Raw genomic sequence first — 21,017 nt, 5'->3', positions numbered from 1 at the left:
CCGACCCCTTGTGACAGCCCGAGACAGAACGAGCGAAGGAGGCCAGTGTCGATGGCTTTTGGTTTTGCTGTCAAGTAATTTAACTAGAGCTGTAGGAATAAATCCACGCAGAGAGGGTAAGTCTGGCGGACGTGTATTGACATGCATGTACCATATCTTTACCCGACCGCCAGAATACCTGGCCCGCTTTGCCGCCTGATTGCTTGAAATCATGCTCAGATAGCGAGATCCTCCAGCCAGTAGTCGAACGCCAGCGTTTCTTCGGCCTGCGCGCCGCCAGCACCTTGCAAGCCGAGCGCACCCGTACTCATTGCCGCCTTGCCAATACCCTGGCTGGTGGCCGACAGCAGACCGCTGACCGCCTTGTCCAGCGCGATCGATCCGGCCAGGTAGCTTGCCACCGTGCTGCCGCCTTCAGCCGAGGCAAAGGCGGGCGCGCCAAAGAAGGACAGCGGCGCCGGGGTGGCCAGCGCTGGTGCGTGCGGCACCGTCGCAGGGGTCGGGTCTTCGGTGCGGCGCGTAACTTCGCCAATGCCTACCGCCTGCTCGTACATCGTCGCGCCGTCGAGCACGTAGAAGTGGGTACGGCCATCCGCGCCCGTATCCTGCAATTCGATGCCGGTGCGGACGGCCAGGTAAATGGCCGGGGACTGCACTTCGATCGGGTTGCCGGTGCCCACTGGCGCGCCGTAGCCGTACAGCGACACGGTCGCAGCGACCACGTTGACGGCATTGTCGCCGTTGACGTCGACGATGCCGCCGCTGGTGCTGCGCAGCACCACATGCTGGGCATTGACTTGCGCCACACCCAATGTGCCCGCCGCGTTCAACACCACCGCCGCGCTCGACGTCACCGCCGTGCCGGCATCCATCGCGATCGCGCCCGCGCCGCTGTAGATCACAACGTCGCCCGCGCTGGCAGCCACACTGTCGTGCAGTACAACGCCGTTGCGCCCGTCAAGCACGATGCTCGATGCCTGAAGGCTGCCGGCGCCCTGCGCGAGCGTGATGCTGGTGCCGAACACCTTGACCGGCGCGGCCGTGATGGCGCCCAGGTCGATTGGTGCCAGCGTGACGTTGCCGGCACCCACAGCCGCGTGGCCGTCGCTGCCCTGCACGCCGATCACCAGGCTGTCGGCGCTTGACAGGTGCGCCAGCATGCCGGCGCTGATATTGAAGGCGCCGGCAGCAGCGCCGCCGACCACGATGTCGCGCGCCATGTCGCTTGGACGCAGCAGCACGTTGGCCGCACCGTTGACGTCGCCGTTGAGCGTGAGGGTATTGGCCTGCACGATGAACTGGCCGTCGACGGCGTGCAGCACGACGTCGCCGATGATCACTTCACTCGCGCCGCGAATCACCAGCGAACCGCTTTCCAGCGTCAGCAGGCTGTCAAAGCGCACCACGCCGGTGGCGTTGATGACAACGTCGCCGTTGACCGTCACCGCGTCGGCAAAGCTGACGTTGGCCGCGCCATTGATGGTGAGCGAGGCCAGCGCCGTGGTGGCGCCAATCGGGCCGCCAAAGACGATGCTGTCGCCGCCTGCGGCCAGCGTCAGCCGGTCGTTGCCGGTGGCGCCATCGATGTTCTCGTTGAACAGCATGTCGCCGCCTGCGAGCGCGCCGTTACCGGACGTTACCGTCACCACGCCGACGATCGTTACCGCAGCGCGTGCTTCGAGCGAGTCGGCCGTCAGCTGGCCTTCGACACTGATCACGCTGCCAGGACCGGACACATTCAAGACCAGGCCATCGCGAAACACGACCGGAACGGTGCGGCCATCGATGTCGATGTCCTGGCCCGGCGCCAGCGAACCGGCGCCGATGACAACGTCGTCAAAGCCGCCCTTCAGGTTAGCCAGCGACGCGCTGTCCAGGTACAGCTGGCCGGCAGCATCCGCTGCTGCGCCGCCGATCTGGATGCCCAGGGCCGGGTTGGCAGGCATGATCAAGAGCTCGCCGCCCGCGCCAACCAGCGGCTGGTTCACCACGAAGGTGTCGCTCGTGACGCTCACGTCGCGTCCCGCGCCCGCTGCCAGCGGCACGTCGAGGACCACCGGACCGCTGCTCGCCGCCAGCGTGATATTGCCCGCTGGTGCAGCCACGCCGATCAAGGCGCTTTCCGTGACCAGCGTGGCGCTGCCATCGGCGCTGACGCGCTTCACGCTTGCCGCTACGCCAGCCGCATTGACTGCCAGGCCATCGGTGTCGACCAAGGAGATGTCGCCGCCGCCCGCTTGCGCGGCCAGTTGGCTGACCGCGATCTCGATCGGATTGTCAATACTGCCAATGGCGCCACCGGCTGCCATGCGCAAGCCTGCCGCACGCAGCTTGACGCCTTGCGTGGCGCCTGCGTTCTGGCCGTCCGTGATCATGTTACCCGCTACAACGCTCAGGTTGGCGCTGCCTGCCGAAATCATGCCCACTTCAATATCCTGCGCATGCAAGGCGATGTTGCCATTGGCGCTGCTGGTACTTGCCGTGCCGGCCATCGCAATGGTGCCCACGGCGGCAAGGTCAATCGTGCTGCCCGCGCCTGCCGTGCTGATCGCCTGGTTCTGCAACAGCGACGAACCTGCAATGGCGCTGATACTGCCGCCGGTGCTGAGCAAGCCGGCGTTGGTGACGATCATGCCGCCTGATGCGAGCAGCAGATTGCCGCCGGCTGTCACGCCGGCGTCAATGATGATGTCTCGCGCCGCGCCCAGGACCGCATTGCCAGTGACGGCAACACCGCCGGCCGCCACGTGCAGCGATTCGGCTGCCGCCACGTACAGGCCGCCCGCGCCGATGCTGGCGCTAAAGACGCCTACGTCAGTCGCCAGCGCATTGGCGCCGCTACCGGCCGCCGCTGCGTTGATCGTGAGCGCGCCTGCCATCACATCGAGCGCAGGCAAGGCCTGGACCGCGCCGCTGATGGCGCCGCCGGCTGCGAGCGTAATACTGCCCCAGCCTGCCTGGCCAGCGCGCGAGCCGCTGACACGGTCAATGACGCTGCGCGCGTCGAGCAGACCAATGACGATCTGGCCGCCCGCGCTGTAAGTGATCGCGCCGCGATCCGTGCTGCTTGTTGCTGCCGGCGCCATGGTGATGTCGCCAGTGGCGACCAGCACAATGCTGCCTGCCATTCCAGTGGTGCTGATCTGCGCTGCCTGCGCAATGCTGCCCGCAGCCAGTTCAATGCTACCGGCGGAAGTCAGGCCAGAGAGCCCCAGATCGGTGACAACGCTGGCGCTGCCGTCGGCCGCCAGGCGGCTGACCGCAACCGGCCCGACGCTGCCAATCGCAATCGCGCCAATGCCGTCCACATACAGGCTGCCGGCTACCTGCGCGGCCAGCGTCGTTACCGCTACCTGCAGGTGGGCGCCGGTGATTCCGGCGCCGCCGGTCGCTTCCAGGCGCAGCGAACGGGCCGTCACGTCGGTGTCGCCAGCGCCGCTGTCGACAATCGCTGCGGCCAACAGGCTCACGTCCAAAGCGCTGACGATGCTGCCCAGCGCCAGCGTGCCGCCGGCTGCATAACGCACATTGCCAACTGCGGTGGTGGTGACGCCGTCATCCATGTTGATGGCGCCGCCGGATGACAGCGACACCGTGGTGGCGCTGCCGATGTTTGCCTTTTGCGCAATGGCGCCGGAAGCGGACAGCGTGACCGAACCCAAGGCCGTGCTGATGGCGTTATTGACAGTGATGTCGCCCGCAGTCGCCTGCAGCAAGATGCTGCCCGCAGCCGAGACGTTGTCGCTGACGACCAGCGCGCCGCCGGTGACTAGCACCAGGTCGGCGCCGGCGGCCAGATTGGCCTGGGCCGCATTGACCGTGGCTGCTACGACGCCGCGCCCGTCAACGCGGTTCACCTGCACGCTGACCGTATCGACAGTCACGCCGTCGGTCTCGCGCAGGTAGATGGCGCCGCCCGCTTGCGCGGACAGCGTCGTCACCGTGGTGTCGAGTGCGTTGGTGGCAGCGCCGATGGCCTTGCCGGCCACCAGTTGCAGGCTGCCCGCAAAGATGCCCGACTCATTGGCGCCGTCGATCACACTGGCACCTGCAACCACGCGCACGCCTGCCGTACCGGCCGAGATGATCGCGACCGTCACGTTGTTGCCCGCTTGCGCAGCGATGTTGCCGCTGCTGCTCACCAAACCCGTGCCGGCGGCCATGCCAATGTCGCGTACGGCCAGCAGGTCCACGGTCTTGCCCGCACCGGTGCTGACGATGTTGGTGTTCTGGACGATGTCGCGCCCCGCGTTCAGGCTCACATTACCCGCACCGGTCACTGCGGCGCCGGCGACGATGTCGGAGGCAGCCTGCAACAGCAGGTTGCCCGCTGCGCTCACGCCCTCGGTGACGGTGATGCTGCCGGTGCTGGCGACCAGCACCACATTGCCGGCCGAGACCAGGTCCGAGAACCCGGCGTCGACCACGCTGACGACGCTGCCTTCAGCGTTCACGCGTGTCACGCCAATGTCGGCCACAGAACCAATGACGATCCCGTTGGCCGCGTCCAGATAAACGCCGCCCACGCCAGCGCTCGATACCGCCAGCGTGCCAACATTGAGCTGCAGGTGCGAACCGGCCAGGCCCGCGCCGGTGTTGCCGGTGCTGGCCGTGGTCAGGCGCAACTGCGATGCCGTAACGTCGGTTTCCACGTTGCCCGCATCGGTGATGCTGCCCGCGATGAGGCTCACGTTGCCCGTGGTGCTGACCGCACCCAGCGTCATGACGGTGCCTGCGGCCACGCGGATATTGGCGTTGCCGCTGATGCGGGTGCCATTGTCCATTGCAATGCTGCCGCTGGCTGCCAGGTCGATGCTGCCGCTGCCCGTCACGCCAATGTCGGCGTGCTGCACGATGGTGCCGCTGGAAGCGAGCGAGATTGCGCCGCCCGTGCTGGTGATGGCGCTGTTGACAACCAGGCCACCGGTGGACGACTGCAGCAGCACATTGCCTGCTGCGAGAACGGTGTCGCTAATCGCCAGGCTGCCGGCGTTCGAGACCAGAACGATGTTGCCACCGGAGTGCAGGTTACTCTGGGCAGCGTTGCCGGTAGCGACTGCCGCGCCGCTCGCGCCCACCCGATTAGCCTGGATTGTCAAGGTATCGACGATCAAGCCATCGGTTTCGCTGACATACATGCCGCCCACGCCAGCTTGCGCCGTCAGGGTGACGATGCTGGTTTCAAGGTGGTTGCCGCCGCTGCCGATGGCACCGCCAGCACGCAGCTGCAAGCCATTGGCAAGGATGTCTGCATCGACGTCGCCGGCAGCGTCGCCGTCGATGATGTTGCCAGCAACTGCCCGTACATTCACGTTCGCGCTGCCTGCGTCGAGCGCGGCAATGGTGACGTCAACGCCGGCTTCCAGCACGATATTGCCGTTGTTGGAAGCCAGACTGCTGCTTGCCGCCATGGCAATGCTGCCAGCGGCGAGCAGGTCGAGCGTTTTGCCCGCACCCGTGGCCGCGATTGCCGATGCTTGCGCAATGTTGCGCCCCGCGTTAAGGCTGAGGTTGCCCGCACTGCTGAGCAAGCCGCCATTGACTACCAGGTCCGAACCCGCACCTGCCGCTTGCAGCAGCAGGTTGCCGGCGGCCGTGACGGCGTTGGCCGACAGGCTGGCGTCAACCGTGATGCTGCCGCCGCTGGCAAGCACCAGGTTGCCGCCCGAGATCAGGTCGGCCATGGCGCTGTCGCTGACGGCGCTGCTGCTGCCGTCGGCGGCCAGGCGGCTGACCGACATGCCGGCCACGCTGCCGATGACCAGGCCATTCGTTTCATCGAGGTACAGGCCGCCCGCCCCTGCCGCATTGGCGGCAAGCGTGCCCACCGTGGTTTGCAGGTGTGCAGCGCCCGTGCCGGCGCCTTCGCCAGCGCCGGTGCCAGTGGAGACCAGGCGCAGTGTAGCGGCCGTCACGTCAATGTCGCCCGCGCCGCTATCGGTCATGCTTGCTGCCTGCAGGCTGACATTGGCCGCACTGATGGCGCCCAGTGCCAGCGCGCCGCCGGCCACGTAGCGCACGGTGCCAGCTGCGCTGGTGATGACGCCATCGTCCATGCTGATGGCGCCACCGGCGCCGATGTCGACGCTGGCCGCGCTGCTGATCGCCGCCTTCTGGGCAATCGCACCGGACGCTGACAGTGAGACCGAACCGGCCAGCGTGATGACGCTGTTGTTCAGCGTGATGCCGCCGCCGCTTGCCTTGAGCAGGATGCTGCCCGAGGTGGAACTGACGTCATCGCTGACCAGCAAGTTGCCCGTATTCGACACCAGCACCACATTGCCGCTGGCGCTGAGGTTCGACTGGGCCGCATTGGCGCTTTGCGCCGCAGCGCCCGTGGCGTCCACCCGGTTGACCTGGATGGTGACGGTATCGACAGTGACGCCGTCGGTATCAAGCAGATACATCCCAGCCGCCCCGGCGTGTGCCGACAGGACCGAGACGCTCGTTTCCAGCGCGTTAGCGCCGCTGCCCACGGCGTTGCCAGCCGAAAGCTGCAAGGCGCCCGCGTTGATATCGACTTCATTGTCGCCAGCGGTGTCGCTGTCGATGATGTCGTTGCCGGCGATGATGCGCACGGCGCCACTGCCCGCTGCAATCGATTCGATCGTCGCGTCAAAACCTGCCAGCAGCGATACATTGCCATTGTTGCTGGTGATGGCGCTGCCCGACTGCTGCACGACGTGGCGCGTGGCCACCAGCTCGATGCTGGCGCCCGCGCCGGCCGCCGCAATGGCGCCGCCCTGGACGATGTCGCGCCCTGCCAGCACGCTGGTGCTGCCGCTGCTGTTCGTCACTGCCGCCACCAGCGTGATGTCGACACTGGCCGCCAGCAGCAGGTTGCCGCTGGCGCCAAGCGCGCCATTGATGCCGGTGACAATGCTGCCGGCCGCTGCCTGCAAGACCAGCGCTGCACTGCTGGCAATGCCCGCCTGTGCGGCGTCGGTAACGCTCGAGCCGGCGATGCTGCCGTCAGCCAGTACGCGGTTGACGCTGATCGCGGCGGTCCGGTCGACAACGATGCTGCCGCTGTCGATCAGATACAGCCCGCCGGCCACGGCCGACAGGCGCAGCGCTTCAATCTCAAGCGCTTCGCCGGCGGCGCCCACTGCCGCCCCGGCGTTCAGGCGCAAGTCACTGGCATAGATGTCAGCGGCGGTGTCGCCTGCGATGTCGGCAATTGCCCCGCCAGCCAGAACGCTGACCGAACCCCAGCCAGCTTGCCCACCGAGCAAGCCATCGCCGCGGTTGGCGGCGCTGCGCGCGTCGATCAGGCCAAGCGTGATGCTGCCGGCTGCCTGGTAGCGGATATTGCCGCCGTCGGTCTGGGCCAGGCCGCCATTGGCCATGATGATTGCGCCCGTGCTCGACTGGACGTCGATCGTCCCGCCGCTGGTGACCAGGCGTCCGAGCACGGTCTGGACGATGTTGTTCGTGGCCAGAACCGTAATGCTGCCGCTGCCGCTGCCGCTGCCGCTGCCGCTGCCGATGCTGGCGTTGAGCGTCAGTGCGCCGGCGACGTCAATGCGTACATTGCCGCTGCCGGTATTGATATCGCTGTCGATCGACAGATTGCCCGCAGCCGAAATATTGGTGCCCGAGCCGGCGCCGGTGTTCAGGCCCGTAATGGCCAGGTCGGTGACCGGCGCGGTGGCGCCAGACAGGTCAACCCGGTTGACCGAGACTGGACCGACGGTGCCAACTGCGACGCCATCGCGTTCAGCCAGGTAGGCGCTGCCCGCTGCGGACACCGCCATGACCGACACTTGCGTCTCGATCACCGCGCCAAAGGCGCCGATGCTGGCGCCCGCCTGCAGGCGCAGGCCGTAGGCGGCCAGGTTCACGCCAGGTGGCGCGGCCAGGTCGTCGTCCTGCGCGTCCGTAATTGCCGTGCCTGCGTTGATGCTGATGGTGCCGCCGCTGGCGCTGATGCCGGCGTTGACCAGGCCTACGCTGACGCTGCCGGCGACAGCCTCGAGGCGCACATTGCCATTGTTGGTCTGCAGCTGGGCTTGCGCTTCCATGCTGACCGAGTCCGCTGCCGACAGGTCGAGCGTCTGGCCGGCCTTGAGCGTTTCCAGGCGCGGCGCACCGATGCCGAGGTTGTCGATGCTGATGCTGTCGGCGGCGATGATGCTGATGCTGCCGCTGGTCGAGCTCAGGTCCGCCTTGATGATCACGTTGGCGGCCGTCGCTTCCCCGGTTTCGCCGGAGCGCAGCAGCAGGTTGCCGACGGCGCCCGTGCTGCGCACTGCGCTGGCCACGGTCAGTGCGCCATTGGCGGTGGTGATGCTGGCGTTGCCGCTGGTGCCGCCCAGGTCGACGGCAAAGCTGCCGGCGCTGGTCAGGCGTAGCGCCGTGGCCTCCTGGATGAACAGGCCGCCGCTGACGGTGTTGGCCGCCGACAGGCCGGCCACTTGCGTTTGCAGTGCCAGGCCGGCGCCGGCGCCAATGCCGGTGGTGGCTGCCAGCGTCACTTGGGCGGTGTCGCCGTCCAGATTCAGGCCGGAGCCGGTCAGTACGTCGACGATCGCGCCGTTTTGGGCCGTGAGGATCATGATGCCATCGGCTTCAATGATCGACAGCGCAATGCCGGTACCTGCCACCAGGCTGACCGCGCCCGAGTCGAGCGCGTTGAGCGAGGTGATCTTTTTGCCGTCCGCCATGGCGATTGCCGTGGCAGCGTGTACGCTGACCAGGCCACCGGCCGAACTGACGTTGCCACCCAGGCTGATATTGGCCAGGCTGGAAACAAGGCTGATAGCGCCGCCGCTGGACGTAGTGACGCCGTCATTGATGGCGTCGTCAAGGGTCGACAGTGCCCCGGACGCGTTAAGGTTGATGCTGCCGCTGGTGGTGGTGACGACGTCGTTGACCAGCAGCGCCTTGGCGCTGCCTGCCACGGACAGGCTGATGTCGCCGGTGCCGCTGGCGACAACGCCGCTGCCGCTTGCCAGCACCGTCATGGCGCCGTTGGCAGTGCTGATGTCGATGTCGCCGGAACCGGCAACGCTGGACTGGTTGACAAGCGTCAGCAGCAAGTCGCCGCCGAGCGCCGTTTCGTGAATCACGATGTCGCCGCTGGCGCCCGTATTTTGGGCGCTGACCGAGGCAAATTCCGTGTACAGCAGGCTGATGCCCAGCGCCGCATGGGCGTCCAGGCTGGCGCCGCGCAGTGCTTCGCCGCCCACGCCGTCGGCCATGACGTTGGACTGGGTAATCGCACCCGAGGCCGAGTACAGCGTGATGTTTTGCAGCGTGCCGTTGCGCGCTTCAACCTGGTTGTAGATCGAAATGTCGTTGACGGCATCGAACTTGATGGTGCCGGAAACGAGCAGCGTGTAGTTCAGCGTCGGCGAACTGAAGTCGTCGACGGCGATGCTGCCGCCGTAGACTTCAAGGTTGTCGCGCAGCGTAGGCTGCTCGACCGCGCCGATGGCGCCGATGCGCACCGCGCCCGCACCGGCCGTGGCGTGCCCCGCCATCTGGTGGCCGATGATGATCTTGCTGAAACCGTCGGCAAAAGTGGCGATCTCGTTGTTGTCGATATTGAGCGTATCGGCCGTGATGCCGTTTGGCGGCGAACCGAGTTCAATCGCCAGCCCGACCGTGGTCGGCCGCAAGGTCATGGTGCCGGTGCCAACGACTGATTCGCCGCCGCTCGAGAAGGTGATCTCGTCCGCTTCAATGAACAGGTCGCCGCCGCCCGAGAGCACCACGCCGCCCTGGAAGATGACCTGGGTGGCGCCAAAGATGGAGAAGTCGCCGCCATTGGTGAGCGTGACCGACTTGGTGAAGGTGACCACGCCCGAAGCGTGGATCACGAAGTCGCCATTGATGATGACGGACTCGCTGAACGTGACGTCGTTTGGCGTATTGATGGTGCCCGCGACATCTACGCCTTCGATGGTCAAGCCGGCCAGACCACCGTTGGCCAGGCTGGTGCCGCCCACTTCGCCGCCGATGGAAATATTGCCAGGCGCGCGCAGGATGGCGCTGTCGGGCGTGCCGTCCAGGTTGCCCTGGAAGATATGCGCCGGGTTGAAGCCCAGGTGGATGTTGCCGCTGCCGTCGCTGCCGGCGGTCAGGATGATGTTGGCGCCGTCAAAGCGCACCGAGTCATTGACCAGGATGTCGTCGGTGGCGGTCACGTCGGCCGAGTACGTGCTGGTGTGGCCCGAGCCGTCGATGATCAGCGAGGAACCGTTGTTGAGGATCAGGTCGGTATTAAAGAAGATTTCGCCGCCCAGCACCGGATTGATGAGGTGCAGCGTATCGTTGAGCGTCACCGCATCGGTGTTTCCTGCCTGGCCGATGTAGATCACATGGTGGCCCACATAGCTGCCCACGACGATCTCGGAGAAACCGTCCTGCAATTCAGCCAGCTCGGCATTATCGAGATGCATGCTGCCGGCCGTGCTGCTGCCGTTGCCCAGCACGATGACGCTGGCCGGGTCCAGCGGCACGAAGGAAATGACGGCGCCCGCGCTGCGGATGGTGCCGTCGATCTTGACGTCGTTGCCGCGCACGGTGATGTCCTTGCCGCTCGCGTCCACCGGCGCGGAGATGATCTGTTCGCCCGTCAGGCTGACCACTTCGGTGCTGCCGCCCTTGGAACCGTTGGCCGCAACGTCGCGCGCCACGTCCACGCTGACGGTGGCCAGAATCGCCACATCCATGCGTTCGCTGGACGAAGCGGTCAGCCTGACCGCGTCGACCGTGATCGACAATGGGCTGAACAGGAAGCCGGCGACCGTCTCGCCCACTTCGTCGCGCACGGCGATGGTGATGTTGCCGTCCGCCGTTTGCAGCATGGCGCCATTGGCCGCGCGCAGAATCGTTCCGTTGGCCAGGTGCGCCGCTTCGAGGTAGAACGGCACGTGGGCGACCGTGATCTGGCCGGTTGCCGCATCGACGTCGAACATACCTTGCGACATGGCCCACGACAGCTCGCTGTTGAAGTCGCGCTCAAGGCCGGCGTCCGGGCCGTCGGCCACGGTAAGCCAGCCCGCCACGCGGGTCATGCCCGCAGCGCTGACGGCTGCGTGCGAATTGAGCAAGCCGCCTTTTGGTACCTTGATGACGATGTCGCCGCCGCCGGCAACGTGCACGCCGCCGCTCATGACGATGTCGCCGTCTTCGGCCGTCATGGCCACGCTGACGCTGCCGGCGATGCTGCCGGTCGTCGCGATGTCGGCGTCCAGCGCAATCGCCCCGCCGATGCCGCCCGCGTACAGGCTGACCTTGCCGGCCAGTGCCGTGATGCCTTGGCCGGCCACGTGGATTGCCCCTGCCACGGTGGAGATGGAAACCGCGCCCGCCCCGCCCTGTGTCACATGGCGCAGTTCGAGTGCGTCGACCTCTTCAATGGCAATCGCGCCGGCGCCGCTGTTGGCCGCCTCGATCAGGGCGACCTGGGTGCGCAGCGCCTGGGCGTCGGAAGCGATGCCGCCAACTGCATGGATGACCAGGCTGGCGCCGCTGGCAACGATGTCGGTGTCGCCGTCGGTCACGCCAAGCTTGCCGCCCGCGTCAATATTCAGTTCGCCGGTATTGGTGGTGCGCAGCTTGCCAAGCAAGATGTCGCCGCCGGCGTCCAGTTCAATCAAGCCGCTGCCTGCGTCGAGCACGGTTTCACCCGTCATGACGAGCGCGCCGCCGTGGGCGTTGAGCGTGAGTTTGCCGGAGGTCGAGGTCAGGTCGGCCTGGGCCGACAGCGAAATCGCCCCAGCGGCGTCGAGCGTGATGTTGCCGCTGGCGCTGGAGACTGCCTGGTTCAGGACGATATTGCCCGCCGTGCTGGCGAGCGATACCGCGCTGCCCAGCTGGGCCGCGATGGCGCCGTCGAGCGTGAGATTGCCGCCGGCCGTGACGGTGACGGCCGCGCCGCTGCTGCTTTCAATGCGGTTGATGGTGACGCTGTCTTTTTCGTAGACGCTGATGGCGCCGGCGGCCACGATCTCGAGCGTGTCCGCTTCGATGCTGGCGCCTGCGCTGCTACCGGCGGTCACGCTGCCGTTCAGTGCACTCAAGAACACGTGCGCGCCGCTGGCCATTTTGCCGATCGTGATACTGCCGGTCAGCGACGTGATGCTCACGTTGCCCACCAGGCCGCTGATCTCGCCGATCGTCACGTTGCCATACACGACTAGGTTGATGTCGCCGCCGCCGATGCCGCCGTTGCCCATGCCGTCCATGGCGATCAGCGCGATCGACAGTTCTAGCGCGGGGTTACTGGCGTCGCTCTGCAGCACGGTCAGGTCGCTGCCGGCCCCGTGCACGGTTGCGGTCAAGGTATTGACCTGGGACGTAATGGTCAGGTCGGCGCCTGCGGTGACCGTCAGCGAGGTGGCCGTCACTTTGCCGCCGAGCGTCATGCCTTTGCCGGCCGACAGCAGCACGCTGCCGCCGGTGTTGCCTACGTCTAGCGCCGAGACCACCACCAGATCCTTGTCGGTCGCAAAATTGATCGACTCGTTCGGGTGGGTCGGCAGGTTGACGACGGTCAGCGAGCCGGTGGTGTGGATGCCGAAGCTGCCTTCGGCGCGCGTTGGCACGATCAACACGTAGTCGTCGTTGATCTGCAAGGTCTGGGCGCCATCGACGCCCGAGGCGCTGGTCACAAAAGCCTTGTCGGCCTGCTTGGCCGTCAGGGTCAAGGCATTGGTGGCGCCGACGCTGAACGCCGCGCCGACGGTCGACGCCGCATTCGCGTCGATCTTCGCTTCAAACGCGCCCAGTACCGAAGCCCAGTCTGCGCTCACGATGCCAAAGCCGGTCACGTTGTCGCCCACCTTGACGCTGTAGGCATCAATACCCACGCTCACTGTGTAGGTGACGCTGGACGAGACGGCGTTGCGGAAGGCCAGTTCGCTGACCTGGGTGGCGCTGGCGCCGGCTGCCGTTACGTGAACCAGGCTGGCCGGATTGGCGACTACCTGGTCGGTGCTGTAGGTCAGCGCAGGCTTGCCAACCGTGAACGCGGTATTGACGACATTGGCGGTGATGACGAGCTGGTGCCCGCCGCCGTTGGCGGTATTGGTCACCGTGACGTTGTTCGCGCCTTCGATTGCGCTCTTGAACGCGGTGAACACACTGCTCCAGCTGGCCGTCACGCCATTCTTGCCGGCGGTGACGCTGTACAGATTGCCGTTGACGCTCACGTCGAACGCGTGACCATCGAGGATGGTCAGCGCCGCGTAGTCGATGGTGTTGACCTGCGCCTGCGAGACGCCGGCGCGGGTGGTCGGCGTATTGGGCGCGCCCAGCACGTCCGCCTTAGTCGAGATGAAGGCGGCGTCCACCGAGAACGCCACGTTGGCCGTCTTGGCCAGCAGCGTGAGCGCCTGGTTGGTGGCGTCGATGGTGACGGTGATTTTTCCGTCCAGCTCGATCGATGTTTTGAGCTCGGTGAGAACCTGGGTCCAGGTGCGTACCGGATAGGTGGTAGTGCCGTTGCCGGCGACCACTTTGCTGACCGTCAGGGCCGAATGCTGTACGCCGTTGACCAGCACGACGACACTGCGTCCTTCCTGGAACGTAACGGCGCCAAAGTCGATCAGGTTTTGCTGGGCCACGCCGGAGGCTGCGGCCACCAGCGGCTCGGTGCCGTCGATGGTGACGCTTGCCACCAGCGACGCGGCGACCGCATCGATGGAGAAAGCGGTATTGTTGGCAACGGCGGTCAAGACCATTTTCGACAGCGCCACGTTGGTGGCGTCGGCGTTGACAGTGATCGCTTCGCCCGCTTCAATGCGCGCTGCCAGCGTGGTCAGTACCGAAGCCCAGGTCTTGGTCACGGTAGTGGCTGCGTACGTGGCGTCGTAAGTGGCATGCGGATTGACGGCAGCGGCCAGGCCGGCGCCGATTTCAGCCAGCGTGGCGGTGCCGTCAGCCACGTAGACGAACTGGCTGGCGCCGATGGTGACGACGTACTGGCCATTGTTGACCAGCGGGGCGCCGGTCAGGTTGGCCGTGACGCCCGCTTCGGTGGTCTTGGTCAGGGTGATCTTGTCGGCGCCCACATAAGGGCTGAAGCCCGAGACTGACAAGGTGGCGGTGCCGGCGCCGTCGCTGATGGTGACTACGGTGGTGCTGGCCGAGGCCGCATACGAGGCATGCGCCTCGATTTTGGCGGCCAGCGCGGTAGCGATATTGTCGAGCGTGTTGCCGGTGACGGCGACATGGCTGAAGGCCACGCCGGCCACGGTAATGGTGTAGGTGCCGCCAATGACAACCGCGGTGCCCGACAGGTTGATGGTACGGTCGACCGTGGCGTCGGCCCCGGCCACGCTCACGGCCGACGCGGAGGCGCCCGTGATCGGTGAATTGACGTTCACGCTGATGGCGCCAGCGCCCGTGTTCTTTAGGCTCAGGATACCGTTTTCGCCCGTCTGCACGCTGTACACATGGTCATTGATGACCACGGTGTAATCGGTGCCGGTGGCGAGGTTTTCAAACTTGTAGCGCACTTCGCTCACTTGCTTGGCAACGGTGCCAGGCGCGGTGGTCGCAATCTGGCCATCGTCCACGAACGCGTTCGACACGGCCGTGTCCAGGTGCTGGACAACGTCAACCGCACCGAGCACGAAGGTGCTATTGTCGGCCACGGCGGTGATGGTCAGCGCGTGCGCGCCAGGGTCGGCCGCCACGGTGACCAGGCCACTCGACTCGAGCTTGAACTCGAGCGCTTCGAGGATCGACGTCCAGGTGCCGACAACGGTCTTGCCGTCCACCAGGTCGCCCGCCTGGACGCTGTAGGCTACGCCGCCCAGCGTGACGCTGTAGCTGTAGGTGTCGCCCATGCGGTTGACAAAGATGAGCTTGTCGATCTGCTTGGCGGTGCTGCCCGCTGCGGTAACTTTGGAAACGTCGGCGCCGAACACGGCGCCGGCCACGCTTTGCACGTTTTCCAGCGACACCTGGGTGACGCCAGACAGGTAGCCGTCGGCGTCGAGGTAGCGAATTTCCAGTTCGGCGCCGGCGCCGTACTTGGAGGCGTCGGTCATTTCGACGGGCGCCAGCGGCTGGGTGCCGCGCAAGGTGACGTGGAAACCATACACGTCGGCCGAGTTGTTGTCGTAGGCGGCGCCGGTGACGCTGCCGTTGACGTCGCGCTCGATGGCTTGCCACTCGACCAGCGTGCGGCGCGCGTCGAGAACGACCGAGCCGCTGGTCTTCTGGGCGCCCTGCAGCACGGCCGCTTCCACATAGTCGACGAACATGTCGCCGCCCGACTTGACCACGATGTCGTGGCCGTCGACCATATTACGCACATCGCGCAGGTAGACATTGTCGCCGGCGAAAATGTCGATCGCCCCTTCCTGGGCTACCACGCTGCCGACGTACAGATCGGTCGCTTCGTTGACCTTGATGTCGCCCTTGACGGTCGACTTGGCCGACAACGACGAGACCAGCGTATTGAGCTGGATGCCGTTTTGCGCCGTCACATTGAGCGCATTGGCGATGAATACCGAAGCGCCATCGCTGGTGATCGCGGTGGCGTTCAGGGTCAGCTTGCCGGTGGTGGTGTTGGCCGCCACGATGCCGCCCTTGACGGTGAGCGTGCCGCCGATGTCGAGCGTGACGCTGCCGGTGTAGTCGTAGCCGGACAGGCCGCCGACGAACCCGGTCAGTTCCAGCGCGCTGCTCAAGGTTACGGACACACTATTTAGCGCGCGCAATTCAAAGTTCGACGCCGGCAGCGCGTTGGTGCGGATATTGATCGCACCGGTGGCCTTGGCTACGCCGTGCTCGTCGATCGTGTCGTTCAAGTCGCCGTCGTTGTTGAAGTCGATGCCGGCGGCAATTTCAGTAAAGATGTCGGTACGGTCGCCATCCTTGTTGAAGTCAAATTCCTGGCTGACGGTGCGCACGCCCTTGGCCATGATGGCCAGGGTGCCGATTTTGGCGGCGGCCACGCTGCCGTCGAAATGCAGGCCCTTGACGCTGATGGTGCCCGAGACGTTGACGTCTTCGCCGGCCACCAGTTCAAGGCGCGTGTTGGCCGAAAGCGTGCCGTCGATCGACAAGGTGCCGCCCGTTTCCAGGATCAAGGTGTCGGCCGCAATCGCGCCTGGCAGCAGCTTCGTGGTCTGGCCCAGGATGTCCGGGCCGAACAGGAAGTAGTCGCCGGCGCGGTATTCGATCAGTTCAGGCGCATTGAAGCCCGGCGTGGCGCTGATGCCGAGGAATTTGTAGAGGTGGATCACGTGCGCCGCATTGAAGGCGACGCCGCGCGAATATTCGACGGTTTCGCCGCTCCTGCGCGCGCTGACCAGCACGTCGGCGCCGGTAGAGACCAGGCGCACGGTGTCGCCGGCGATTTTTGCGTCCACGCCGGTGGTGCCGATGACGACGTTGTTCTCGTCGTGCAGCGTGACTTTGCCGGCGCGCAGTTCGCCCTGGGCCGTAATGCTGACCAGATTGCTACCGTTGGCGCTGACGCTGGTGGTGGCGTTGATGATGGACAGGCCGGCGGTCTGCTCGAGCGCGCCGTCAAATTCGGACAGTTCGATGTTGCCCGTGTCGGTGCGCGCGTCCAGTTCGCTGGCCGCAATTTCCAGGCCAATGATGCCGTTCGCCGCCGACAAGGTCAGCCGTTTGCCGACCAGGTCGACCCCGGTGTCGCTATAGGTCTCGGCAATCTTGCCGCCGATGGAGTCGAGCGTGATGTTGCCCGCCGAACCTACCTTGGCGCCCAGGCCAGCCGCGCCGGCTGCACTGTCAAGGTAAATGCCGGCCGATGCATGGCGCACCAGGATGTCGCCCTGGGCGGTGATGTCGATGTTGTTGCCGGCGCGGTTGGACGCCAGGCGCAGTTCGGCCACGTCAACCGCACCTTGGGCGTTGAGCGTAAAGGAGCCGTCGGCCACGGAAACGTTCTTGATGGTGAGCGCCGCGGCGCCCTGCGCAATGACCATGCTGCCGACGCCGGTGCTCGACACCGTCAGGCTGGCCACGTTGGTGGTCAAGGCAATCGCCCCGGCGCCGGTGACGATCAGTTCGTCGGACTTAATCAGGCCGCTGGCGTGCGTGATACCGCCCTGCACCGCCAGCGTGATGTCGCCGCGCCCGCCGGTCGACAAGTTATTCAGAACCAGGTTGGCGGTCGCCGTGCTGGCCTTGTATGTTGCGATATTAATATCATTACGGTCGCTCGAGCCCACCGTGCTAACCTGCTGGGCCTGCACGTCGCCAAAGGCGATCAAGTTTAATGCGCCGTCGGCCAGGCGGACGTCGGCCAGGATCAGGTCATCTTGGCTGGTCAGGTCCACATTGCCCGAACCGCTAGTGGCCAAGGTCAGGCTGGCCGTATGCAGGTTGAGCGTAATGGCGTTTTCAGCGTGCGCGACGACCGCTGCGGCGGTGATCGCATTGTTGGCCTTGGCCACATCAAGCGCATGCACCACGGTGGCGTGGGTCAGCGGATCGATATCGCTCACCGTCATCGTCACGGTCGGCGAAATTTGCAAGATCGAACCGGCGGCTGCGTCCAGGTGAACAGTGGCGCTGGCCGTCAGCACGGCGCTGTCAAGCACGATGCTGCCGCCGTAGATGCCGCTGGTGAGGCGCAGGTCGCCGGCCGTGGCCGTGAGCGTGGTGTCGGCGTCGGCGTGGATGCCGCCGTCGCCGCTGTTGCCGGTGCCGGCGTCAATCACGATGGCGCCGGCCGTGATTGACCCTGACAGGTTGATGTCGCGGTCCGCGCCCAGCGTGACCAAGGTCAATACGGCATTGGCGCCGGCCGCGATGTCGCCGCCGACGACCATGTCGGCCGACGAATCGAGCCGCACGGTACTGGCAGTGCCGGTGGCGACAATCAGTGCCGAGTCGTGCAGCGTCAAGGTGCTGGTCGCGTGCAGGTCGACGCTGGCGCCGGCCAGCACGGAGCCGACCTGGATGCCGTCGATGACGTTGCCGCGCACGGTAAGCTGGTTCTGGGCGTCGATGTCGAGCAGGCCGCTGGCCGTCAGCTTGCCGCTGACCTGGACCGCGCCGCCAGCGTCGATCATGATATTGGTCGCCTTGACCGTGTCGCCGCCGGCGTTGTCGAAGGCCTCGGTCTGGCTGGTTGCCACGGTCGTGAGCACCGTCTGTTGCTGGACAATGGCTTGCGTGCTCCAGACGTTAATCTTTTGCATCGTCACCACCGCCACGTCCTGGGTGCTGGTGGTGTACACCGCGCGCAGGCCGTTGACGTCGACGTCGTTGGTGGTTACTTTAAAAGTCAGCTGGTCGCGCCGATCCGTGATTTTGTGGTTGTCCGAGGTCCACGCATAGTCGTAGCTGGTGTTGGTGCCCGCCACCACGCCATCGAATTCCTTGCGGCCGATGATGTGGATGTACAGGTCGTCGCCGCCGCCGCCGTTCGCTTCGCTGCCGTAACGGTAATCGTTGGACGTGGTGATCCACTGGTACTGCTGCTTCCAGGTCGCGAAGTTGGCGCCGTTGAATACATCCGGCGCCCAGAAATCGTAGGCGTCCTCGCCGCCCGCGAACATGTACAGCAGGTCACGCTCCCAGTTGTGGTATTCGGAGCCGAGCTTCCAGATGTCGCGGTAAGTGTCGTAGTTCGACACGTGGCCCCACTCGGGCACTTCGTCCTCGTCGTCGTAGTCGCCCCAGCCGCTGCCATCATCGTTGTCGACCCAATGGCCGACCAGGTTGGTCCAGCCGCTCCAGTATTTGTAGGCGAACGCGTTGGCGTCGTACTCGCTGCCGCTCCAGGTCTGTACCAGCGTGGCGGTGTCGTTGCCAAGGATGTCGGCCCAGTTCTGGCTAGCGTAGATAACGTCGGTAAAGCGGTTGCCCTGGAATTCGTTGATGGCGTAGGTGTAGTTGCCGGCGTTGTAAGCGTCGGCGTCATCCGCGTAGTACTGCGCCTTGGCGCCCTCTTGCAGCGCCCAGTCGGCGGTGCGCACCAGCACCGTGGTGCTGGAGGCCGGCAAGCGGCTCGAAATATCGAACACGCGCGTGCCCGAACCCTGGTCGTAGTCCACGTCCCAGCGTCCGCGTCCGTCTTCCTGTTCGGCGTGCGGCAGCGTGACGGCCGGGAAGCCATTGACCGGATAGTAGTAGTCCGAATGGTCCTGGTCGTACGAAACGCCGGCCGTATCCTTGTAGTGGCCCACGATCTCGCCCACGGCGCTGGCGGCATCGGTCCAGATGCCGTTGTCCAGGCCATCGTCGGTGGTGTCGCTGTAGTACTGCGGCACGCCGACCGAGGCGGCCGACAACAGGTCATTCTGGGCGCCCTTGGGCATCAGGATGTATTTGTCGTTCCAGCCCTCAAGGGCGATATGGTAGATCACCAGCGGCGTGGCCGCATCGGTCTTCCAGGTCGGCGCCCAGACGGTGTTCGGCTGCTGCACCCCGTCGACCGTGCTGTGGGTTTGCAAGTTGGTGGCGTTGAACGCGTACAGCGTCATGTAATGCGTCGAATTGAGCACGGCCTGGCGCTGCAGGTCGTTGAGCGAACCGAAGTCCTTGTAGGCGGTGCGTTCGGCAACCGTGGTCACCGCGCCCGTGGTCAAGCCTGGCGAAGTGGCCGAGGCCGGATGGCCCGGGGTGCCCGCATTCGACCAGACCACCTTGTCGTTGAAATAATCGATGCCTTCGATCAGGTACTCGCGGAACTGCTGGCCTTGCGGCGCGTTCGGGTTGTAGTAGCCGGTCTGCGACAGCGTCACATCCATGGTGTGGTTGGTGCTGCCGATTTTCACCGATTTGTCGCTGGTGTGCTCGGTGATCTGGGTCTGCACGTAAGAAATGACCGGCACATCGATCTGGCCGGTGATCACTTGCTGGTAGCCGGTGATGACGTTGAACGTCTGCGCTACCGTGTTGAAGGTCTCGACTGTCACTTCGCGCCCGGCGACGGCCGCGTCGGAGTTGACCGTGACGTCGCCGCCGGCCTTGATCGCCACCGAACCGTCGGCCAGCAATACGCCCTGGCCGTGGATGGTGATAGCGCCGCTTTGCAGTTCGGAGCGTGCGATCGCCCCTTCCATGCGCGCGCGCGTCCAGGACATGTCAACGCCCGCGTTCAATTCAATGGCGCCGTCCGATTGCAAATAGCCTGCCATATTCAGTTCGCTGCCGGCGTTGACCAGCAGGCGCCCTGCCGAGCCGCCCACGTGCACCGCCAATTGCGTGGCCGGATCCTTGTAGGTGATGCCGGCCTGGACGATGCCGTTCAGTTCGATGCGCGGCGCCGTCAAGTGCACCAGGCCGTCGGCCTTGATGATGGCGTCGTCGCGTTCCGCGCCCGGGGTCTGGTCCACGCCCGAGACCAGCAACTGGGTGCGGGCCTGGATGAAGACGTCCGAATTGATGCCGGTGGCGTACACCACGCTGCCCGACAGCACGCTGATGCGACCGCCCAGCAAGACCACGTGGTCGCGCACATTGATGTTACGCAGTACCACCACATCGCTGCCGGTGGACTGGATTTGCAGCAGGCCGACCTTGGCCTGGCCGAGGTTGGCCGGACCGGCCGCGTTCGGGTCGTTCTGGCCGACCACGCCTTGCACCAGCACGCCGTCGGTGGCGCTGACCATGATGGTGCCGCCGGCGGCGGTGTCCAGCGTGCCGCCGGAGACGTACTGCTTGGCGGCGTCCACGATCATGGTGTCGATCAACACGCCAATGCGGGTGGCGTCGGTGCCGCCGGTGATGGTCAAGGTCTCGTCCGCATGGACCAGGCCGTCGATCCATACCTGCGAGCGCGACAGGATGCTCACATCTGCGCCCTTGTCGCTGGCGGCGACCTGGCCCTTGAGCTGGATGTCGCCTTCGCCCTGCATCGACAGGAAGGCGTCCGCGCCGCCCGCCACTTCGCTCCACGCGCCTTCGCCGGTGGCGTCGGCCGTGACGGCGCTGCGGTTGGTCATCGAGAACGCCAGGCCCACTGCATTGACGCCCGCCTGGATTTGCAGGCGCCCGGTGCTGCGCAAATTGGCGCCGAAAGTGTCGTTGCCGATCACGATTTCGCGCGCGCTGCGCAGTTCCAGCGA

1 protein-coding gene (running past one end of the window) is annotated in these 21,017 nt (G+C 65.6%); it reads right to left on the bottom strand.

The window, feature by feature from the left end; genetic code table 11:
* Nucleotides 1–215: 215 nt before the first annotated feature.
* Nucleotides 216–21,017 carry the 3' portion of an LEPR-XLL domain-containing protein gene (locus ACP7BV_RS22310; RefSeq protein WP_426106911.1) on the bottom strand. 16,314 nt of this gene lie beyond the right edge of the window, so the window shows 20,802 of its 37,116 coding nt (coding positions 16,315–37,116); its start codon lies off the right edge, out of view; it ends in the stop codon at nt 216–218.

The sequence above is a fragment of the Massilia sp. TSP1-1-2 genome (genome assembly GCF_049896185.1).
Taxonomy (GTDB): Bacteria; Pseudomonadota; Gammaproteobacteria; order Burkholderiales; family Burkholderiaceae_D; genus Telluria_A.
Note: the sequence above shows the minus strand (reverse complement) of the source record. Positions and strands in the feature narration are given on the sequence as shown.